Below are 18,297 nucleotides of genomic sequence, written 5' to 3' on the forward strand. Positions count from 1 at the left end.
ACTACACCGCGGCGGGGTCTCAGGCGAGGCGGGACATCGCCTCCGCGGTGGCCTGCAGGCGCAGCGCCTCCGCCTGGGCGCGGGCGGTATCCTCGGCGGCGGCGGCGAGGTTGGTCTTCAGCGTCTCCGCGCTCTGCCCGAGGCCGGTCATGGCGGTGTTGAGGCTGGCGATCTGGGCGCGGAATTCCGCGACGGCGGCGCGCTGTTCCTCCAGCGCGTCATCCAGGCGGCGGAGCGCGAGGCGGAGGCGGCGTTCCCCGGCATCGGGGAAGGCCAGGATCTGCGCATCCTGCGCGGGGGTGGATTCGGCCTCGGGGGAGGGGATCAGGCTGGCCGTCTCGTCGCGCATCGGATGCCTCCGGTGTGGGAAGTGTTGCCGGAACCTTAATCCGTCTTGGAAAAGAGACAAGCCAATTTTAAAGGGACGGTTCATCTTTTCCCTCTACCCACCACGGATTGCGCTCACCCACCGGTGGGTGGCGGGTCAGGCCAGCAGCGCGCCCAGGCCCAGGCTGGTCGCCGCGCCGATGGAAAGCGCCCACCGCAGCCGCATATAGGCCGGCGGCACCAGGCCGCGGGCCGCCGCCGCCGCTTCCGCCGCCGAAGTCGCCAGGATCGCCACCGCCAGCAGGGCCAGCCCCGGCCGCAGCGGCAGCAGCAGCGCCACCCAGGCGATGAGGGAGGGCAGGACGCCGAGCGCCAGGCGCGGCAGTTCCGCGCCCGATTCGGAGTCCGGGGCGCGCAGCGCCAGGCCCCAATGGACGGCGCCGAGGAAGGCCAGGATGGCCGCGCCATAGGCGGCCAGGGCCGATGGCGCCCAGCCGAAGCCCAGCGCGCTGGCCGCGGCCAGGCCAAGAAAGGGGATCAGCCCGGCGGCGCCGAGCAGGAGGGCGGAGGGGGGCAAAGGGCGGTTCATGGCCGCCATATGCGCCGATCCCGCCGGCGGGAAAGCCCCGTCCTGGACCGATCGTGCATGGGATGCCGTTTCAACCGGGGCCCCGCACCGCTACATGATGCGGCTTCAACCACCAGGGATGACCATCGCGATGGCCTCGGGCCTCGAACTGCTGCTGATCCTCGTCCTCGTCCTGCTGAACGGTGCCTTCGCGATGAGCGAGCTGGCCATCGTCTCCGCCCGCCGAACCCGGCTGGCGGCCATGCAGCGCAAGGGCAGCGCGGGGGCCGCGGCGGCGATCGCGCTGGCGGAGGATCCGCAGCGATTCCTGCCGACCGTGCAGGTGGGCATCACCCTGGTCGGCATCCTGGCCGGCGCCTTCGGCGGCGCCCGCCTGTCATCCACCATCGCCGATGTCCTGGCGCCGGTCCCGGTGATCGGTGCCTTCGGCGCGGAGATCGGCTTCGCCCTGGTGGTGATGCTCATCACCTATCTCAGCCTGATCCTCGGGGAGCTGGTGCCGAAGCAGCTGGCGCTGCGCAACCCGGAGGCGATCGCGATCGTCGTCGCTCGCCCGCTGGCGACCCTGGCGCGCGTCACGGCGCCGGTGATCTGGCTGCTTTCCACCTCCTCCGCCCTCGTGCTGCGCCTGTTCGGGCGGCACGACCCCTCCGACAATTCCGTGACGGAGGAGGAGGTGAAGGCCGTGGTGGCGGAGGGCGCGACCTCCGGCGCCATCGAGACCGAGGAGCGGCACATGATCGAGCGTGTGCTGCGCCTGGCGGACAAGCCCATCCGCGCGCTGATGACGCCGCGGACGGAGATCGAGTGGATCGACCGCACCGCGCCGCCGGAGGATGTGGCCGCGCGGCTCCGCGCTTCCGGCGTCACGCGCTTCGTCGTCGCCGACCGGCGCGTGGACAATGTGGTGGGCGTGGTCGCGGCGAAGGACCTGCTGGACCAGCTGCTGGAAGGCGCGCCGCTGTCGGTCGCCCGCGCCCTGCGCCAGGCGCGCGTGCTGCCGGATACGCTGAGCGCACTCGATGCCCTGGAAAGGCTGCGCGACGATCCGATCGGCATGGCGCTGGTGATGGACGAATACGGCAGCTTCGAGGGCGTGGTGACGGCCTCCGACCTGCTGGAGGCGATCGTGGGCGAACTCGGCCCGGTGGCCTCCGACGATTCCGCGCCGGTGCTGCGCCATGATGGCAGCCTGCTGCTGGAAGGCATGATGCCGTCGGATGAGCTGAAGGCGCGGCTCGACCTGCCGGACCTGCCGAAGGAGGGGACCTACCACACGGTCGCCGGCCTGATGCTGGCGCTGCTGCAGCGCGTGCCGAAGGAGGGCGACCGGATCGCCTGGGCGGGCTGGCGGTTCGAGATCATCGACATGGACGGCCGCCGCGTGGACAAGGTCCTGGCCGTCAAGGACGACACGCTGGCGATCCCCGGGCCCGCCGGCGCGCCGAAGGGGTGATGCCGGTGCCCGGAAGGGCAACGGCGCCGCCGTCTACTGCCCGCCGCCGCCGTTGCCGCGGGCCTTGGCGATGGGGGCGATGAACTGGGGCTCCGTGTCCCAGGGGAACAGGATCCAGGTGTCCTGGCTGACTTCCGTGATGAAGGTGTCGACGGTCGGCTTGCCGGCGGGCTTGGCGTAGACCGTCGCGAAATGGGCCTTGGGCAGCATGGCGCGCACGACCTTCGCGGTGGTGCCGGTATCGACCAGGTCGTCGATCAGCAGCCAGCCCTCGCCCTGGCTTTCCAGCGCGGCCTGGGGCGGCTTGACCACCTGGGGATGGCCGCGCTGCTCCTCGTCATAGGTCACGACGCTGACGGTCTCGATCAGCCGGCAGTCCAGCTCCCGCGCCACGATCGCGGCCGGGATCAGCCCGCCGCGGGTGATGGCGACCATGCCGGTCCAGGGGCCGCGTTCCACCAGCCGCCAGGCCAGCGCCTTGCCGTCCCTGTGCAGCTGGTCCCAGGTCACGGTGTAGTAGCGCGGCGCCATCGAATTTTCCTCTGTCTCAGGCACGGTCAGAACATCTTCCCGCCATCGGGGACCTTCAGGTCCGGCTTCAGCAGCACCACGGCGCCGTTCTCATCCGGGACGCCGAGCACCAGGACCTCGCTCTCGAAGTCACCGATGCGGCGGGGCGGAAAGTTCACCACCGCCATCACCTGCCGGCCGATCAGGCGATCCGCGGAGTAGTGGACGGTGATCTGGGCGGCGGATCGCTTCGTGCCGATCTGCGGCCCGAAATCGATCCAGAGCTGGATGGAAGGCTTGCGCGCGGTCGGGTGGGGCTGCGCATCGACGATCGTGCCGGCCCGGATCTCGACCTTTTCGAAATCGGCGTAGGTGATCGGTTCCATGGCGCGTCCTACCGCGGGCTGGACAACAGGGGAAGGGGTCCTCTTGCGCCATCCGCCCGCCCGGCGCATTGACCGGAAAGCCCGACCGGGCGCCTGCGACACATGACGCGAGCCGCACCCGCATGCTTCCGACCACGCCGTCCTTCCGCCTCGACGGGCTTCGCGCCCTGGTCACGGGTGCCAGCAAGGGAATCGGGCGCGCGGGCGCCGTGGCGCTGGCCGCAGCGGGGGCGGAGGTGGTGGCCGCCGCCCGCAGCCTGGATGAGCTGGAGGCGCTGACCACCGAACTCGGCGAGGCCGGGCTGGCGGCGCGGGCCGCGCAGCTGGACGTGACGGACCGCACCGCGGTGCGCGCGCTGGTGGAGGCCGCGGGCCCCTTCGACATCCTGCTGAACAATGCCGGCACCAATATCCGCCAGCCTTTCCTCAGCGTGGAGGATGGCGCGCTCGATGCGCTGCTGGACCTCAATCTGCGCGCCATGTTCACGGTGGCGCAGGCGGTGGCGCAGGGCATTGCGGAGGCCGGGCGGGGCGGCGCCATCATCAACCTGAGCAGCGTCAACGGCCATGTCGCGGGCCTCAACCGCAGCGTCTACACCGCGACCAAGCACGGGATCGAGGGCCTGACCAAGGCCATGGCCGTGGAACTCGGCCCGAAGGGCATCCGCGTGAACACCATCGCGCCGGGCTTCGTGGACACGCCGCTGACGGCGGGCTTCCTGGCGGATGAGAAGGTGCGCCAGGCGCAGATCCGCCGCACGCCGCTGGGGCGCATCATGACGGTCGAGGACATCATGGGCGCCATCGTCTTCCTGGCCTCCCCGGCCAGCGCCATGGTGTCCGGCACCTGCCTGCTGATCGATGGCGGCTTCTGCGCGCAGTGAGCGGCTTCGCCGCTCATTGCCGTGTTCTTCAACTGCGCGGCACTGGCCGCGGGCGCCGTTCGGCGCCTCGGCGTGGCAACAGCCACGCCGCCTGTCTCCCGATGCTGCGTGGCAACAGCCACGCCGCCTGTATGGCTCAATGACGTCCAAGGGTTCCGAACCATGAAGCGCGATTTCCACGCCCCCGGCCGCAGCGCCGTCTATGCCGCGAACGGCATGGCCGCCACCTCCATGCCGCAGGCGACGCTCGCGGCGCTCGATATCCTGCGCGCCGGCGGCAACGCCATGGACGCCGCCATCGCCGCCTGCGCCGTGTTGGGCGTCGTGGAGCCGCAATCCACGGGCATCGGCGGCGACTGCTTCTGCCTCTACGCCCCCGCCGGCACGGGCCAGGTCATCGCCATGAATGGCTCCGGCCGCGCGCCGCGCGGCGCGACGCCGGAGGCGCTGCGGGCCTCGGGCTTGACGGCCATGATGCCGACCTCCGCCCATTCCGTGACGGTCCCCGGCGCCATCTCCGCCTGGGCAGCGCTGAACGCCGCCCATGGCCGCAAGTCACTCGAGGAAATCCTGGCGCCGGCCATCGCCTATGCGGAGGACGGCTTCTTCCTCTCCGCCCGCGTCGCCAGCGACTGGGAAGGCTCCGTCGGCAAGCTGTCCAAGCAGGCGGCGGCGGCGAAGCATTTCCTCAAGGACGGCGCCGCCTATGCGCTGGGCGACAAATTCGTGAACCCGAGGCTCGGCGCCACCATGCGCGCGATCGGCAAGCATGGCGCCAAGGCGTTCTATGAGGGCGCGATCGCCGCCGACATGGTGAGGACGCTGCGCGAGGCCGGCGGCACGCATACGGAAGAGGATTTCGCCCGCGGCGCGTCGGTTGCCGGCTTCGTGGACCCGATCAAGCGCCCCTATCGCGACATGGAGGTGTTCCAGTGCCCGCCCAATGGATCGGGCATGATCACGCTGATGATCCTGGGCATGATCGAGAAGCTCGGCTTCCCGGAGCAGGGCTTCCTGAGCGTGGAGCGCCTGCACCGCCATATCGAGGCCGCGCGCCTTGCCTATCGTGATCGCGATGCCTTCCTAGCCGATCCGTCCCAGGTCGATGTGCCGGTGGAGAAGCTGATCTCCGACGAGTACCTGAACCGCCTGGCCGCGCTGATCCGCGATGACCGCGCCCTGCCGGAACTGCCGCTGCCCGGGGAATCCGACCTCGCGAAGCACAAGGACACCGTCTACCTCTCCGTCGTCGATCGCGACGGCAATGCGGTGTCCTTCATCAACTCGCTGTTCGAGGGCTTCGGCAGCGGCATTTTCGCGCCCGAGGCCGGCGTGATGCTGCAGAACCGCGGCTACGGCTTCCGGCTGGAGGAAGGCCACCCGAACTGCATCGCCCCCGACAAGCGCCCGATGCACACCATCATCCCGGGGATGGTGATGAAGGGTGGGCAGGCGGTGATGCCCTATGGCGTCATGGGCGGGCACTACCAGCCGATGGGCCAGACCACCTTCCTGGCCAACCACTTCGAGTACGGGTTGGACGTGCAGGAGGCGCTGGACGCGCCGCGCCTCTTCCCCCGCCTCGGCAAGGTGCAGGTGGAGAAGGGCATCCCGGCCTCGGTCGTGGATCGCCTCAACCGGCTCGGCCATGAATGCGAGCTGATCGACAAGCCGCATGGCGGCGGCCAGGCCATCCTGATCGACCGCGAACGCGGCTGCCTTGTCGGGGGCTCCGACCCCCGCAAGGATGGCTGCGCGATGGGCTACTGAGCGACGCCCGGCGAAGGATCACGACCATGACCGAACCCTGCGACCTGACCGCCGTGGAGGCACGGCGCCTCATCGGCACGCGCAAGCTTTCCCCGGTGGAATTGCTGGAAAGCTGCCTGGCGCGCATCGACCGCGTGAACCATGCGGTGAACGCGATGGTGGCGATGGACACCGACCGTGCCCGCGAAGGCGCCAAGGCCGCGGAAGCGGCCGTGATGGCGGGCGCGACGCTCGGCCCGCTGCATGGCCTGCCCATCGGCATCAAGGATTTGGAGGAGACGAAGGGGCTGCGCACCACCTGGGGCAGCCCGATCTTCGCCGACCACATCCCGACGCGGGACGAGGCGATGGTGACGAACCTTCGCGCCGCGGGCGCCATCGTCATCGGCAAGACCAACACGCCGGAATTCGGCGCCGGCGCCAACACCCGCAACCTCGTCTATGGCGCCACGGGCAATCCCTTCGACCCGACGCGCTCCGCCGCCGGGTCCTCCGGCGGATCGGCCGTGGCGCTGGCCTGCGGCATGGCGCCGATCTGCTCCGGCAGCGACACCGGCGGTTCGCTCCGCAACCCCGCCGCCTTCAACGGCATCGTGGGCTTCCGGCCCTCGCCGGGCCTGGTGCCGGCGGAAAGGCGGGGCCATGGCTGGTCGCCGCTGCCGGTGCTCGGACCGATGGCGCGCAATGCCCGGGATGCGGCGCTGCTGCTCTCCGCCATGGCGGATGACGATGCGCTGGACCCGCTGGCCTATACGCTGCCGGATCGCCGGGTGCGGGGCGGGGACCGCAACCTGTTCCCGCCCATGCAGGTCGATCTCGGCGCGCTGCGGGTCGCGGCCACGCCCGATTTCGGCTTCGCGCCGACCGAGCGCCACATCCGCGACGTCTTCGCCAGCCGCGTGGCGGCGCTGGCGCCGCTGTTCGGCCGGGTGGAGCACGCGACGCCGGACTGCGCCGGCACCGACGAAAGCTTCGAGATCCTGCGCGCCACCAGCTTCGTCGCCAGCCATGCGGAGAAGTGCCGCACGCGGCCGCAGGATGTCGGCCCCAATGTGCGGGCGAATGTGGAGGAGGGGCTGCGCTACAGCTTGGCCGACTACGCCCGCGCCGCGACCGAGCAGACCCGCATCTACCGCGTCTGGCAGGGCTTCTTCGCCGACCACGACATCATCATCACCCCCGCCATCACCATCAGCCCGCGCCCCTGGTCGGAACTCTACCCCGCCGAGATCGATGGCCAGCCGACGCGGACCTATTTCCACTGGCTGGCCATGGCCTATGCGGTGACGCTGGTGGGCCATCCCGCCATCAGCCTGCCGCTCGGCGTCGACAAGGCCGGCATGCCCTTCGGCCTGCAGATCGTCGGGCCGCGCGGCGGGGATGCGCTGGTGCTGGCCGTGGCGGCGGCGATCGAGGAAGCGGTCGCGGGCGATTCCAGCCTGGCGCGCCCGGTGCCGGATATCGCGAAGCTGGCGGCGGCGGCGCCGATTTCCGCCATGCCCAACTTCAAGTCCTGGGCCTGAGACCGGTCGGGCGCGGCGACCAGCGCCGCGCCCGGGTGTTGCTACCAGCGGCGATAGCCCCGGTCGTATCCCCGGTCATACCCGTGATGCGGGCGGCCATAGCCGTAGGAGGAGCGCCGGTCGTCATGCCGGTGCCGCGGCTGGTCGTTGGCGGAGGCGATGGCGATGCCGGCCAGCGCCACGCCGGCGCCCAGCGCCAGGCTCGCCGGCAGGTTCACCGTGCCGTCCGGGTTCTGGCAGCCGCCCAGCAGCACGGCGGTGGAAAGGGCAAGCACGGGAAGGATGCGCATCGGGGGAACCTCCTGTGCAGGAAGCATCCCCCTTGGGCAGGGCGGGCGCAGGGCCGGATCATGGCGGCGCCGCGCGGATGATGGCGTCCGTGCGGCGTGTCCCGCTTCTGCCGCTCCCTGGCAGGGTCAGCCCTTCCCGCCGGAGAAGGCGTTGAAGGTCTGCAGGGTATAGGTGTCCTTGACCCCGGCGACGCTCTGCACCCGTTCCACCACGAACAGGCCGATATCCTGGTCGGCCTCCAGGTAGAACTTGCCCAGCAGGTCGTACTGGCCACTGATCGAATGCATCTCCGACAATTCGGGGATGCTGTCCGCCATCTCCCGCGCCACGCGGTAGGCCTGGCCCATCTCGCACTTGATCATGACGAAGATGGCTCGCATCGCGGGGTGCTCCATTAACCGATGAGGGCGCCAGATTGGCGCGGCGGGGCGTGGCAGGGAAGGGCGGCCTGCGGTGGCGGGCTTCCCGGCACGGTCATTGCATGGCTAAATTTGAGTGATACGTCTTGCAAACAGCCGAAAAGCGGGTCAACTGCCAGGGGATGGAAGGTTCCGCCCAATGGGTGGGACTTTTTATTCGGACTGGCCAATAGCAGGGTCGTCATTCTCGCTCGCTCCCTGTCGGGGCGGGCCAGAACAATGCTGTCAGGACTGGGGTCGCATGCGCACAACCTCCCAGCTAGCCGTTCTGGCCCTCATCGGGGGTCTTGGCGCGGCCTGGCATCTGTATGGTGAGCAGTACGGCCTGCCGCGCCCCCTGGCCCTGGTGGGGCTGGAGGCTGCGCCGGCACCGGCGGCGCGTGGTGGCGGGCAGGGCGGGCCGATCGGTGTCGCCGTCTCCCCCGTGCGGGTCGGGACCGTGATCGACCGCGCGGAAGCCGTGGGCACCGTCCGCGCCCGCGACTCGGTCTCCATCACCGCCAAGGTCACCGGCATCGTCACCGCCATCCGCTTCCAGGAAGGCCAGCGGGTGCGGGAGGGCGACCAGCTTGTCGATCTCGATGCCGGCGCCGTCCGGGCGGAGCTGGATCAGGCCCGCGCCTTGTTCGATGACGCCCGCAGCCAGGTGGTCCGCGCCCGCCAGCTCCAACCCGGCCAGTCCATCGCGGCGCAGCGGCTGGAGACGCTGGAAGCTGTCGCCCGCCAGACCGAGGGTCGCGTCCGCCAGGCGCAGGCCCGGCTGGAAGAACTGCGCGTCGCCGCCCCCTTCTCCGGCCGCGTCGGGCTGCGCCAGGTCAGTGTCGGCGCCCTGGTGCAGCCGGGCACGCTGGTGACCACGCTGGACGACATCTCCCGCGTCCGGGTCGAATTCTCGGTGCCGGAGGTGTTCCTGGCACGGGTCCAGGCTGGCGCCACGGTCGTGGCCCGCAGCAGCGCCTTCGGCGACCGCCGTTTCACCGGCACCGTCGCCGTGGTCGATACCCGCATCGACACGAACACCCGCACCATCCGCGTCATCAGCGAATTCGACAATGCGGATGAGGCGTTGAAGCCCGGCCTGTTCATGACGGTGGAAGTCGTCCTTAGCCGCCGCGACGACGCGATGCTGGTGGCGGAGGAAGCGCTGGACCCGCTGGGCGACCGCAACTTCGTCTATGTGATCCGCGACAACCGCGCCCGCCGCGTCGAAATCCGCGTCGGCCAGCGCCTGCAGGGTGAGGTCGAGGTCCTGTCGGGCGTGCAGCCCGGCGACCATGTCGTGGTCCGCGGCATCCAGCGCCTGCGCAACGACGCGCCCGTGCGCGTGACCGAGACCCTGACCCGCCCGACCTCCTGACCGGCTGCAAGACGGGATAACCGGCAATGGTGCTTTCCGACGTCTCCATCAAGCGTCCCGTCTTCGCGACGGTCATCAGCCTGATGCTGATGGTGCTGGGCCTGGCGGCGCTGATGCGCCTGCCGGTGCGCGAATATCCCGCCATCGACCCGCCGGTCGTCTCCGTCACCACCACCTATCGCGGCGCCTCCGCCGCGGTGGTGGACACGCAGATCACGGAAATCCTCGAAGCCGCCGTGGCGGGGATCGAGGGCATCAAGTTCATCACCAGCCAGTCGCGCGACGAGCGCAGCCAGATCACCATCGAGTTCCGCCTGTCCCGCAACGTCGATGCCGCGTCCAACGACGTGCGCGACCGCGTGGCGCGCTCCCTCGCCCGCCTGCCGGAACAGGCGGACACGCCCGTGGTCCAGAAGGTGGATGGCGATGCGCGGCCGATCCTCTGGGTCGCGCTGGTGTCGGACGTGCTGTCGCCCATGGAGTTGACGGAGGTGGCGCGCCGCCGCTTCGTCGATCGCCTGGCGATCGTCGAGGGCGTGGCCCAGGTGCTGGTGCTGGGTGAGCGCAAGCCCGCCATGCGGCTCTGGCTCGACCGCCAGGCCCTCGCTGCCCGCGGCCTGACCGTGCAGGACGTGGAGGATTCGATCCGCCGCGAGAATATAGAGCTGCCCGGCGGGCGGATCGAGAGCACGGCGCGGGAGCTGACGGTCCGCACCGATACGCGCATGAGCCGGCCGGAACAGTTCCGCCAGGTCGTGCTGTCCCGCAACGCGAACGGCCAGGTGACGCTGGGCGATGTCGCGCAGGTGGAAGTGGCGCCGGAGGACACGCGCGGCGAATACCGCATCAATGGCAAGCCCGGCGTCGGCCTCGGCATCCTCCGGCAATCCACCGCCAACACCCTGTCCGTCGCGCAGGGCGTGAAGGATGAGGTGGAACGGATCCGCGCCTCCATGCCCGATGGGGTGGAGGTCGTGATCGGCTACGACGAAAGCACCTTCATCAGCCGCTCGATCTATGAGGTCGAGCACGCGCTGGTCACGGCGCTCGTCCTCGTCGTCGTCGTCATCTTCTTCTTCCTGCGGTCCTGGCGCGCCACCATCATCCCGGCCGTCGCCATCCCCGTCTCCCTCATCGCCTCCTTCACCGCGCTGGCCGCGCTCGGCTTCTCGCTGAACGTGCTGACGCTGCTCGGCCTCGTGCTCGCCATCGGCCTCGTCGTCGATGACGCCATCGTGGTGCTGGAGAATGTGCATCGCCGGATCGAGGAGGGGGAGGACCCGCTGCTCGCCTCCATCCGCGGATCGCGGGAGATCGCCTTCGCGGTCATCGCGACGACCCTGGTGCTGGTGGCGGTCTTCGTGCCGCTGTCCTTCATGGGCGGCAATACGGGCCGGCTGTTCACCGAATTCGGCTTCGCGCTCGCGGCCTCCGTCGTGTTCTCCGGCCTCATCGCGCTGACGCTGACGCCGATGATGTGTTCCAAGCTGCTGAAGGCGCATGAGGGTGACAGCCGCCTGATCCGCTGGACGGAACCCTTCTTCCTCGGCATGAACTGGGTGCTGCGCGTCACGCTCAAGCGGGCGCTGGCCGCGCCGCTGATCACGCTGGCGGGCGTCGCGGTGCTGTCGGGGCTCGCGGGGGTGTTGTTCAACATCCTTCCCAAGGAATTCGCGCCCGTCGAGGATCGCGGCACCATCATCATCCCGACCACCGGGCCGGAAGGCGCATCCTTCGCCTATACGCGGGAACAGGTGGTGCGGGTGGAGCGGATCCTCCAGCCCTTCGTGGAACGCGGCGAGGTGGAGAGCCAGTTCGCCACCATCGGCGGCTTCCAGCGCCCCGCCCAGTCCAACGTCGCCAACATCTTCATGCGCCTGGCGCCGTGGGAGCAGCGGGACCGCAAGCAGCAGCAGATCGCGGCGGAGATGATGCCGCAGCTGCTCGCCATCCCCGGCGTGCGCGCCTTCGCGCTGAACCCGCCCTCCCTCGGCCAGCGTGGCTTCCAGCCGCCGGTGCAGTTCGTGATCGGCGGGTCTGACTACGGCACGCTGGTGCAGTGGCGCGACCGCTTCCTGGAACGCGCGCGGCAGAACCCGCGGCTGCTCAACCTGGACAGCAACTACCGCGAGACGAAGCCCGAGATCCGGGTCGAGATCGACCGCCGCAAGGCCGCCGAGATGGGGCTCTCCATCCAGGCCGTGGGCCGGACGATCGAGACGATGCTGGGGTCGCGGGAGGTCGGGACCTATGTCCAGGGCGGCGATGAGTACAAGATCCTGATCCAGGCGCGGGAAAGCGACCGCGCCACGCCCTATGACCTGCAGAACATCTTCGTCCGCACCAGCGCGGGCGGGCAGCTCGGCCTGATCGCGGGCAGCGGGTCCACCCAGGGCGCGCTCGTGCCGCTGTCGAACCTGGTGACGCTGACGGAGCGCGCGCGGCCGCAAAGCCTGGCGCGCGAGGACCGGGTGCGCGCCATCACCATCAGCGCCTCCCTCGCATCCGGCTACACGCTGGGCGAGGCCCTGGCCTTCATGGAACAGACGGCGCGGGACGTGCTGCCGCCGGAGGTGCGCATCAGCTATCGCGGCCAGAGCCTGGAGTTCAAGGAAAGCTCCGGCGCGCTCTACGTGACCTTCGCGCTGGCGCTGCTGGTGGTGTTCCTGGTGCTGGCCGCGCAGTTCGAAAGCTTCATCCACCCGCTCATCATCCTGCTCTCCACGCCACTCGCGCTGACGGGCGGGTTGCTGGCGCTGCACTTCACCGGCGGCACGCTGAACATCTTCAGCCAGATCGGCATGATCCTGCTGATCGGGCTGATGGCGAAGAACGGCATCCTGGTGGTGGAATTCGCCAACCAGCTGCGGGATCGCGGACTGTCCGTGCATGACGCGGTGCTGGAAGCCTCCGTCGTGCGGCTGCGGCCGATCCTGATGACCTCCATCGCGACGGTCTTCGGCGCGGTGCCGCTGGCCATGGCGACGGGCGCGGGCGCGGAAAGCCGCCAGGCGCTGGGCGTGGTGATCGTCGGCGGCGTCACCTTCTCCACCTTCATCACGCTCTATGCCGTGCCGGCGCTGTACCTGCTGCTGGCGCCCTTCACCAAGCCGATCGGCGCGGTGGCGGCCAAGCTGGCGGAGCTTGAGCGCACGCCGGGCAAGCCGCATGGCGGCCACCCCGCGCCGGCGGAATAGCCACCCAGGCGACGCAACGCTGCAAGGCGGCCGCCGGATAGCCCGGCGGCCGCTTCTGTTTTAAACCCCTTGGGTCAGATCAAGGGGAGGCCAGCAGTGGCAGGGATCGAGGCTCGGACCGGCGGGCAGTTGCTCGCGGATGCGCTGGTCGCGAATGGCGCGACGCATGTCTTCGCGGTGCCTGGCGAAAGCTATCTCGACCTGCTCGATGGCCTCTACGCCCAGCGGAACCGGGTGGAACTCGTGACCTGCCGGTTCGAGGCAGGCGCCGTCCACATGGCGGAAGCGCATGGCAAGCTGACCGGCCGCCCCGGCGTCGCCATCGTCACCCGCGGCCCCGGCGCCTGCCATGCCGCCATCGGCGTGCATGTCGCCTTCCAGGACAGCACGCCGCTGGTCCTGCTGGTCGGCCAGATCCCGATGACCGAGACGGATCGCGAGACCTTCCAGGAGGTGGATTACCGCCGCTTCTTCGGCCCCATCGCGAAGTGGGTCACGCAGATCGACGAAGCCGCGCGCATCCCGGAACTGATGGCGCACGCCTTCGATGTCGCCACCAGCGGCCGCCCGGGCCCGGTGGTGGTGGCGCTGAGCGAGGAGATGCAGAAGCACCTGGTGGAGGCCGTGGATGTCGGCCCGGCCCCCGTGCTGCCGCCGCACCCGGCGCCGGATGCGCTGCCCCGCCTCATGGCGATGCTCGAAAAGGCCGAGAAGCCGCTGGCGATCCTGGGCGGCAGCCGCTGGACCGACCAGGGGCGCGCGGACATCGCGCGCTTCCTGACCGCCAATGACATCCCCGTGGCCGTCGGCTTCCGCCGCCAGGGCCTGTTCGATGGCACCTCCGCCCATTTCGCGGGCGATCTCGGCGTCGGCGCGGATGCCGGGCTGGTGGCCAAGGCGAAGGAATCCGACCTGATCCTGGCCATCGGGACCAGGATCGGGGAGCCGGTGAGCCAGGGCTACACGCTGTTCGACATGGCGGGGTCGAAGCCCATCATCCATGTCTATCCAGACCAGGCGGAGATCGGGCGCGTCTATCGCCCGGCGCTCGGCATCGTCTCCGACCTCAATGCCTTCGCCGCCGCCGCGGCCGCGCTGCCGCCGGTGGCCTCGCCACGCTGGGCCGGCTGGCGCGCCAGCGTCCGCGCGGCGCGGGAGGCGCAGGCCAAGGCGCCGTCCTATGAGGGTCCGCTGAACCTCGCGGTGGCCTTGCAGGAACTCGAGAAGGTGCTGCCCGCCGACACCATCTTCACCAGCGATGCCGGCAATTTCGCCACCTGGCCGACGCGCTTCATGCATGTGTCGGAGAAGCAGGATTTCCTCGGCCCGACCAATGGCGCCATGGGCTATGGCATCCCGGCCGCCATCGGCGCGGCCATCACGCATCCCGACCGCACCGTGCTGTGCTTCGTCGGCGATGGCGGCGCGCTGATGACGGGGCAGGAGATCGCGACCGCCTTCCACCACGGCGTGGCGCCCATCGTGATGGTCTTCAACAACGGCATGTACGGCACGATCCGCATGTACCAGGAGAGGACCTATCCCGGCCGCGTTTCCGGCACCGCGCTGACCAACCCCGATTTCCGCCTGTTCATCGAAAGCTTCGGCGGCCACGGCGAAGTGGTCGAAACCACGGAGGAGATGGTGCCCGCCTTCCAGCGCGCGAAGGCCAGCGGCAAGCCCGCCATCATCGAGGTCCGGATGAACCCGGAGCAGGTGACCAACCGCGCGACGATCGCGCAGCTTCGGGCGCAGGCGACGAAGTAGCTTCGCGCCGAGGCGACGAAGTAGCTTCGCGCCGAGGCGACGAAGTAGCTTCGCGCCGAGGCGACGCAGTAGGGCAAAAACGGGGAGCGCCGTGGCGCTCCCCGTCCGGTTTCACTCCGGCTGCAGGCCCGTCGCGCGCACCAGGGTCTGCCAGGTGGTGCGCTGCGCGCGCATCAGCGCGCCGAATTCGGCCGGCGTCGTCGGGAAGGGCGCGTTGCCGAGCGCGGTCAGGCGTTCCACCAGCTGCGGGTTCTTCAGCCCCTCATTGATGACGCTGTTCATGCGCGTGACGATCGCATCAGGGATGCCGCGCGGCCCCATCACGGCGGAGAAGCTCGGCAGGTCGTAATCCGGCACGCCCTGTTCCTGCACGGTCGGGAATTCCGGCGCCAGCGGCCAGCGCGTGGGGTTGGTGACGGCCAGGGCCCGGACCTGGCCCGCGCGCACCGTGGGGATGATGCCGGAGAAGCTGTCGAACACCACCTGGATGTTGCCCGCGATCAAATCCGCCAGCGCCGGCGCCGCGCCGCGATAGGGAACATGCGTCAGCTCCACGCCCGTGCGCTGCATGAACAGCACGCCGAGCATGTGGTTGGCGCCGCCCGCACCCGCGCTGCCGTAGTTCAGCTTGCCCGGATTCGCGCGGGCATAGGCGATCAGTTCCTGGATGTTGCGCACCGGCAGGCTGTTGGTGACGCAGACCATGGCCGTGCCGGTGGCGAAGGTGGCGATGGCGGTGAAGTCGTCCACGCCCTCATAGCCCGGTGTCTTGAACAGCAGCGGCGCGCCGAGGTGGCTGGATGGGCTCGCCATCATGATCGTGTAGCCATCGGGGGCGGATTGCGCGACATGCGCCGTGCCGATGGTCCCGCCGGCGCCGGCCCGGTTGTCGACCACCACGGGCACGCCGAGGCCGTCCTGCAGCACCTGCGCCTGCAGCCGGCCCGCGATATCGCTGGCGCCACCGGGCGGATAGGGCACGACCAGGCGGATCTGGCGCGCGGGCCAGGGGGCCTGCGCGAAGGCGGGCGCGGCCAGCAGGGAGGCACCGAGGGCAGGCAAGGCGCGGCGGCGGATCATCGGCGGGGTTCCCGGATTCGTTGTGAGCCTGCCGATTAAGCCCTGGACAGGTTCGGCCGCAAAGCGCCTTGAGGGACGGAAGGCGCGGCGGGCGGTGGCGCGACGAGGCCCGGGCGCGGCGCGGCCGGCGGCGGCCGCGGCAAACGCTCGGCGCGGGGCGGCGTGCCCCCCGCCTCCCGCGTCGCGCGGCGCGGGCCGAGCATGAGTTCGCGGCGCTGGCCCGGCGTCATCGCATCCCAGCGGGCCTGCATCTCCGGCCGGTCCGGGCGGGCATCGCGTTCCAGGTCCCGGCCGAAGCGGCGCACGGCGCGGCCGCGCTGCTGGGTATCCAGCGCCGCCCAGTCGCGTTCCACCCAGGACAGGTCCGGCAGCGCGGCCTGGGCGGCGGCGGGGGGCGGCATCAGCAGCAGCGGCAGCAGGATGATGAATTTCAGCATGGCGGGGTTCCTCCTGGCGAGAATGGCAGGGGTGGCTGCCCGGATGCCAGTCCTTCAATCAGTGGCAGCGGCGGCGCGTGGCAGCCCCGGCCCGAAGACCAGCGCGTTGCGTTCCGGCAGGCCAAGCCCGTCCCAGACGGGCGCGGCCTCGGCCTCCGTCCGCGCCAGCGGCGTGTCGCCGCGCCGCAGGCGGGACAGCACCCGCCGCCGCTGGGTGGGGGTGAGTTGTTCCCAGAAGCGCGTCAGCCAGGCTTCCCGCCGCAGGCGCACGGCAAGGCTGGGCGGCGGTGGGGCGGGGGTGGTGGCGGCCGGGGCGGGTGGCGCGATGCGGGGGGCGGGAAGGGGGGCGCAGCCAGCCATGGCCAGCAGCAACCCCAGGGCCATTCCGTTGCGTCCCGCCATGGCGGCACCGTTGCAACCCCGGCGCCGCCCGGTCAATTCGACCGGGCGTCACGCCCGCGTCAGCGGCCGACCGCGTAGCCCTGCATGCCGCGGGGGTTGGCGCCGGCGAACAACTGGCCGTCATCCTCCTGCCGCGCGCCGGTCAGGCGCCCTTCGGACCATTCGCCGCCGGTCTCCACCAGGTGGCCACGGGCGGCCAGCGCCTCAGCGACCTCGGCGGGGTAGCGACCCTCGACCACCACCTTCCCGGGCTTGGCCACGCGCGGCCAGAAGCTGCTGGGCCAGTGTTCGGTGTGGAAGGAGGGCGCGTCGATCGCCTGCTGGATGGTCATCGCATGGTCCACCATGCGGCTGAACATGATGGGCTGCCACTGGTCCTGCTGCTCCCCGCCCGGGGTGCCGAAGCTGAGCCAGGGCTTGCCATCCTTCAGCGCCATGGCGGGGGACAGCGTGGTGCGCGGCCGCTTCCCGGGCTTGAGGCCGTTCGGCAGGTTCTCATCCAGCCAGAACATCTGCCCGCGCGTGCCGAGGCAGAAGCCCAGCCCCGGCACCGCCGGCGACGACTGGAACCAGCCGCCGGACGGCGTGGCGGAGACCATGTTGCCCTGCGCGTCGATGACATCGATGTGGCAGGTGTCGCCGCCGGAGGCGCCAAGGCGGGAGACGGTGGGTTCCCCGGCGCCGGGCGCGCGGGTGAGGAGTTCCGCGCGGGCGGCGGCGTTGTGGTCCACCCAGGGGGTCGCCATGCCGGGCAGGGAGCCAGGGCGCAGCTCCATCGAGGCCGTCTCCCCGATCAGCTTGCGGCGTTCCTCGTTGTAGGCGTCGGAGAGCAGGTGGTGGATCGGCACGTCGACGAAGTTGGGGTCGCCGTAGAAGGCCTCCCGATCCGCGAAGGCGAGCTTCATGGCCTCGATCACCGTATGGGCGAAGCGTTCGCCCATCGGGTCCATCGCGGCCATGTCGAAGCCTTCCAGCAGCGCCATGGTCTGCAGCATGGTCGGCCCCTGGGACCAGACGCCGCACTTCAGCAGCGTGGTGCCGCGGTAGTCGCGCTTCAGCGGCGCCTCGATGCCTGCCCGCCAATGCGCCATGTCATCGGCCGTCAGCACGCCGCGGTGGCGCTGGCCGGAGGTGTCCAGCATCTCGTTTTTCGCGAAGAAATCGCCGATGGCCTCCGCGATGAAGCCGCCATACCAGGCGTTGCGCGCGGCCTCGATCTGGGCGACGCGGTCATGGCCGGCGCTCTCGGCCTCCCGCAGCAGGCGTTCCCAGGTATCGGCGAGCGTCGGGTTGGCATAGAGGCCGCCGGCGACGGGGCCGCCATTGCGCAGCCAGATCTCCGCCGAGGTCGGCCATTCCGATTCGAACAGCGGCTTCACCGTGTTCATCGTGGCCACCACGCGCGGCACGTAGTGCACGCCGCGGCGCGCATAGCCGATGGCGTAGGACATGACGTCGCGCAGGGACCAGGTGCCCCAGTCCCGCAGCATCAGCGCCCAGGCATCGAAGGCGCCCGGCACCATGGCGGGCAGGAAGCCCGTGCCGGGCACCAGGTCCAGCCCGAGATCGTCCTTGATGTGCCCGACCGTCAGCTTCGCCGGCGCCACGCCCTGGCCGCAGACGACGCGCTGCGCGCCCGCCTTGGCGTCATGCAGGATGATGGGGCAGTCGCCGCCGGGGCCGTTCAGGTGCGGCTCCACCACGTTCAGCGTGAAGCCCGCGGCCGCCGCGGCATCGAAGGCATTGCCGCCGCGTTCCAGCACCGACATGCCGACCTGGGAGGCGATCCAGTGGGTGGAGGCGACGACACCGAAGGTGCCGGCGATCTCGGGGCGCGTCGTGAACATTCGGTGTCAGACCCATGCAACTGTCTTGAGTAACGGGATAGGCGCAGGCAGAAGC

17 protein-coding genes are annotated in these 18,297 nt (G+C 70.3%); 7 read left to right on the forward strand and 10 right to left on the reverse strand.

Annotated elements, in window-relative coordinates:
* Positions 1-19 precede the first annotated feature (19 nt).
* Together BM041_RS12440 and BM041_RS12445 are read right to left on the reverse strand one after the other, a co-directional pair.
* Entirely contained in the window at positions 20-349 is a 330-nt protein-coding gene (locus BM041_RS12440; RefSeq protein ID WP_092959916.1) for a hypothetical protein, read from the reverse strand.
* Positions 350-484: 135 nt separating this feature from the next.
* Positions 485-916: a DUF3429 domain-containing protein gene (locus BM041_RS12445; RefSeq protein WP_175533897.1), complete on the reverse strand. Its 432-nt coding sequence runs from the start codon at positions 914-916 to the stop codon at positions 485-487.
* Positions 917-1,034: 118 nt separating this feature from the next.
* On the opposite strand from BM041_RS12445, the gene BM041_RS12450 reads away from it, so the two are divergent.
* The gene (locus BM041_RS12450; protein ID WP_408735402.1) at positions 1,035-2,372 is read left to right on the forward strand and encodes a hemolysin family protein; all 1,338 of its coding nucleotides are present in this window, start codon (positions 1,035-1,037) and stop codon (positions 2,370-2,372) included.
* 33 nt (positions 2,373-2,405) lie between these two features.
* Here BM041_RS12450 and gpt read toward each other — a convergent pair whose 3' ends face one another.
* Positions 2,406-2,903, reverse strand: coding sequence for a xanthine phosphoribosyltransferase (gene gpt, locus BM041_RS12455; protein ID WP_092959920.1), 498 nt, complete (start codon positions 2,901-2,903; stop codon positions 2,406-2,408).
* 26 nt (positions 2,904-2,929) lie between these two features.
* Positions 2,930-3,268 (reverse strand): tRNA-binding protein, encoded by a 339-nt coding sequence (locus BM041_RS12460; RefSeq protein ID WP_092959922.1) that lies wholly within the window; start codon positions 3,266-3,268, stop codon positions 2,930-2,932.
* Positions 3,269-3,390: 122 nt separating this feature from the next.
* On the opposite strand from BM041_RS12460, the gene BM041_RS12465 reads away from it, so the two are divergent.
* The 3 genes from BM041_RS12465 (at position 3,391) to BM041_RS12475 (ending at position 7,445) form a co-directional block, all read left to right on the forward strand.
* Positions 3,391-4,152: an SDR family NAD(P)-dependent oxidoreductase gene (locus BM041_RS12465; RefSeq protein WP_092959924.1), complete on the forward strand. Its 762-nt coding sequence runs from the start codon at positions 3,391-3,393 to the stop codon at positions 4,150-4,152.
* Between the two features lie 162 nt (positions 4,153-4,314).
* Positions 4,315-5,922, forward strand: coding sequence for a gamma-glutamyltransferase (ggt, locus tag BM041_RS12470; protein ID WP_245762062.1), 1,608 nt, complete (start codon positions 4,315-4,317; stop codon positions 5,920-5,922).
* A gap of 26 nt (positions 5,923-5,948) precedes the next feature.
* Positions 5,949-7,445: an amidase gene (locus tag BM041_RS12475; RefSeq protein WP_092959926.1), complete on the forward strand. Its 1,497-nt coding sequence runs from the start codon at positions 5,949-5,951 to the stop codon at positions 7,443-7,445.
* Positions 7,446-7,486: 41 nt separating this feature from the next.
* Here the strand turns inward: BM041_RS12475 and BM041_RS12480 are convergent, their stop codons facing one another.
* Together BM041_RS12480 and BM041_RS12485 are read right to left on the reverse strand one after the other, a co-directional pair.
* Entirely contained in the window at positions 7,487-7,735 is a 249-nt protein-coding gene (locus BM041_RS12480) for a hypothetical protein (RefSeq protein ID WP_092959928.1), read from the reverse strand.
* A gap of 126 nt (positions 7,736-7,861) precedes the next feature.
* Positions 7,862-8,116, reverse strand: coding sequence for an Lrp/AsnC ligand binding domain-containing protein (locus BM041_RS12485; RefSeq protein WP_092959930.1), 255 nt, complete (start codon positions 8,114-8,116; stop codon positions 7,862-7,864).
* 280 nt (positions 8,117-8,396) lie between these two features.
* Here BM041_RS12485 and BM041_RS12490 point away from each other — a divergent pair, with 280 nt between their 5' ends.
* The 3 genes from BM041_RS12490 to BM041_RS12500 all read left to right on the forward strand — a co-directional run bounded on the left by BM041_RS12490 (position 8,397) and on the right by BM041_RS12500 (position 14,476).
* Positions 8,397-9,512, forward strand: a complete 1,116-nt coding sequence (locus tag BM041_RS12490; protein WP_175533898.1) for an efflux RND transporter periplasmic adaptor subunit — start codon at positions 8,397-8,399, stop codon at positions 9,510-9,512.
* A 26-nt stretch (positions 9,513-9,538) separates the two neighbouring features.
* The gene (locus BM041_RS12495) at positions 9,539-12,709 is read left to right on the forward strand and encodes an efflux RND transporter permease subunit (protein ID WP_092959934.1); all 3,171 of its coding nucleotides are present in this window, start codon (positions 9,539-9,541) and stop codon (positions 12,707-12,709) included.
* A 96-nt stretch (positions 12,710-12,805) separates the two neighbouring features.
* A complete protein-coding gene (locus BM041_RS12500) occupies positions 12,806-14,476 on the forward strand; it encodes a thiamine pyrophosphate-dependent enzyme (RefSeq protein ID WP_175533899.1) in 1,671 nt (556 codons plus the stop codon).
* Positions 14,477-14,587: 111 nt separating this feature from the next.
* On the opposite strand, the gene BM041_RS12505 is transcribed toward BM041_RS12500, so the two are convergent.
* From BM041_RS12505 to BM041_RS12520, 4 genes are read right to left on the reverse strand one after another with little or no spacing between them, the layout of a single operon-like run.
* Positions 14,588-15,556, reverse strand: coding sequence for a Bug family tripartite tricarboxylate transporter substrate binding protein (locus tag BM041_RS12505; protein ID WP_092959936.1), 969 nt, complete (start codon positions 15,554-15,556; stop codon positions 14,588-14,590).
* A 35-nt stretch (positions 15,557-15,591) separates the two neighbouring features.
* Complete coding sequence (locus tag BM041_RS12510; protein WP_092959938.1) at positions 15,592-15,993, reverse strand: hypothetical protein; 402 nt, start codon at positions 15,991-15,993, stop codon at positions 15,592-15,594.
* A gap of 54 nt (positions 15,994-16,047) precedes the next feature.
* Positions 16,048-16,395 carry a hypothetical protein gene (locus BM041_RS12515; RefSeq protein WP_217648707.1) on the reverse strand — a complete coding sequence of 116 codons (348 nt, stop codon included), beginning with the start codon at positions 16,393-16,395 and terminating at the stop codon, positions 16,048-16,050.
* Positions 16,396-16,454: 59 nt separating this feature from the next.
* Positions 16,455-18,242, reverse strand: coding sequence for a gamma-glutamyltransferase family protein (locus tag BM041_RS12520; RefSeq protein WP_092959942.1), 1,788 nt, complete (start codon positions 18,240-18,242; stop codon positions 16,455-16,457).
* Between the last annotated feature and the right edge of the window lie 55 nt (positions 18,243-18,297).

Source organism: Falsiroseomonas stagni DSM 19981, assembly GCF_900114315.1.
Classification (GTDB): Bacteria; Pseudomonadota; Alphaproteobacteria; order Acetobacterales; family Acetobacteraceae; genus Falsiroseomonas; species Falsiroseomonas stagni.

What these genes read in the sequence shown, in the direction of transcription:
- BM041_RS12520 (WP_092959942.1), bottom strand. Translation starts at nt 18,242, where the DNA reads ATGTTCACGACGCGCCCCGAGATCGCCGGCACCTTCGGTGTCGTCGCC.
- BM041_RS12505 (WP_092959936.1), bottom strand. Translation starts at nt 15,556, where the DNA reads ATGATCCGCCGCCGCGCCTTGCCTGCCCTCGGTGCCTCCCTGCTGGCC.
- BM041_RS12475 (WP_092959926.1), top strand. Translation starts at nt 5,949, where the DNA reads ATGACCGAACCCTGCGACCTGACCGCCGTGGAGGCACGGCGCCTCATC.
- BM041_RS12440 (WP_092959916.1), bottom strand. Translation starts at nt 349, where the DNA reads ATGCGCGACGAGACGGCCAGCCTGATCCCCTCCCCCGAGGCCGAATCC.
- BM041_RS12495 (WP_092959934.1), top strand. Translation starts at nt 9,539, where the DNA reads ATGGTGCTTTCCGACGTCTCCATCAAGCGTCCCGTCTTCGCGACGGTC.
- BM041_RS12515 (WP_217648707.1), bottom strand. Translation starts at nt 16,395, where the DNA reads ATGGCGGGACGCAACGGAATGGCCCTGGGGTTGCTGCTGGCCATGGCT.
- BM041_RS12460 (WP_092959922.1), bottom strand. Translation starts at nt 3,268, where the DNA reads ATGGAACCGATCACCTACGCCGATTTCGAAAAGGTCGAGATCCGGGCC.
- ggt (WP_245762062.1), top strand. Translation starts at nt 4,315, where the DNA reads ATGAAGCGCGATTTCCACGCCCCCGGCCGCAGCGCCGTCTATGCCGCG.
- BM041_RS12450 (WP_408735402.1), top strand. Translation starts at nt 1,035, where the DNA reads ATGACCATCGCGATGGCCTCGGGCCTCGAACTGCTGCTGATCCTCGTC.
- BM041_RS12465 (WP_092959924.1), top strand. Translation starts at nt 3,391, where the DNA reads ATGCTTCCGACCACGCCGTCCTTCCGCCTCGACGGGCTTCGCGCCCTG.
- BM041_RS12480 (WP_092959928.1), bottom strand. Translation starts at nt 7,735, where the DNA reads ATGCGCATCCTTCCCGTGCTTGCCCTTTCCACCGCCGTGCTGCTGGGC.
- BM041_RS12510 (WP_092959938.1), bottom strand. Translation starts at nt 15,993, where the DNA reads ATGCTGAAATTCATCATCCTGCTGCCGCTGCTGCTGATGCCGCCCCCC.
- BM041_RS12490 (WP_175533898.1), top strand. Translation starts at nt 8,397, where the DNA reads ATGCGCACAACCTCCCAGCTAGCCGTTCTGGCCCTCATCGGGGGTCTT.
- gpt (WP_092959920.1), bottom strand. Translation starts at nt 2,903, where the DNA reads ATGGCGCCGCGCTACTACACCGTGACCTGGGACCAGCTGCACAGGGAC.
- BM041_RS12445 (WP_175533897.1), bottom strand. Translation starts at nt 916, where the DNA reads ATGAACCGCCCTTTGCCCCCCTCCGCCCTCCTGCTCGGCGCCGCCGGG.
- BM041_RS12485 (WP_092959930.1), bottom strand. Translation starts at nt 8,116, where the DNA reads ATGCGAGCCATCTTCGTCATGATCAAGTGCGAGATGGGCCAGGCCTAC.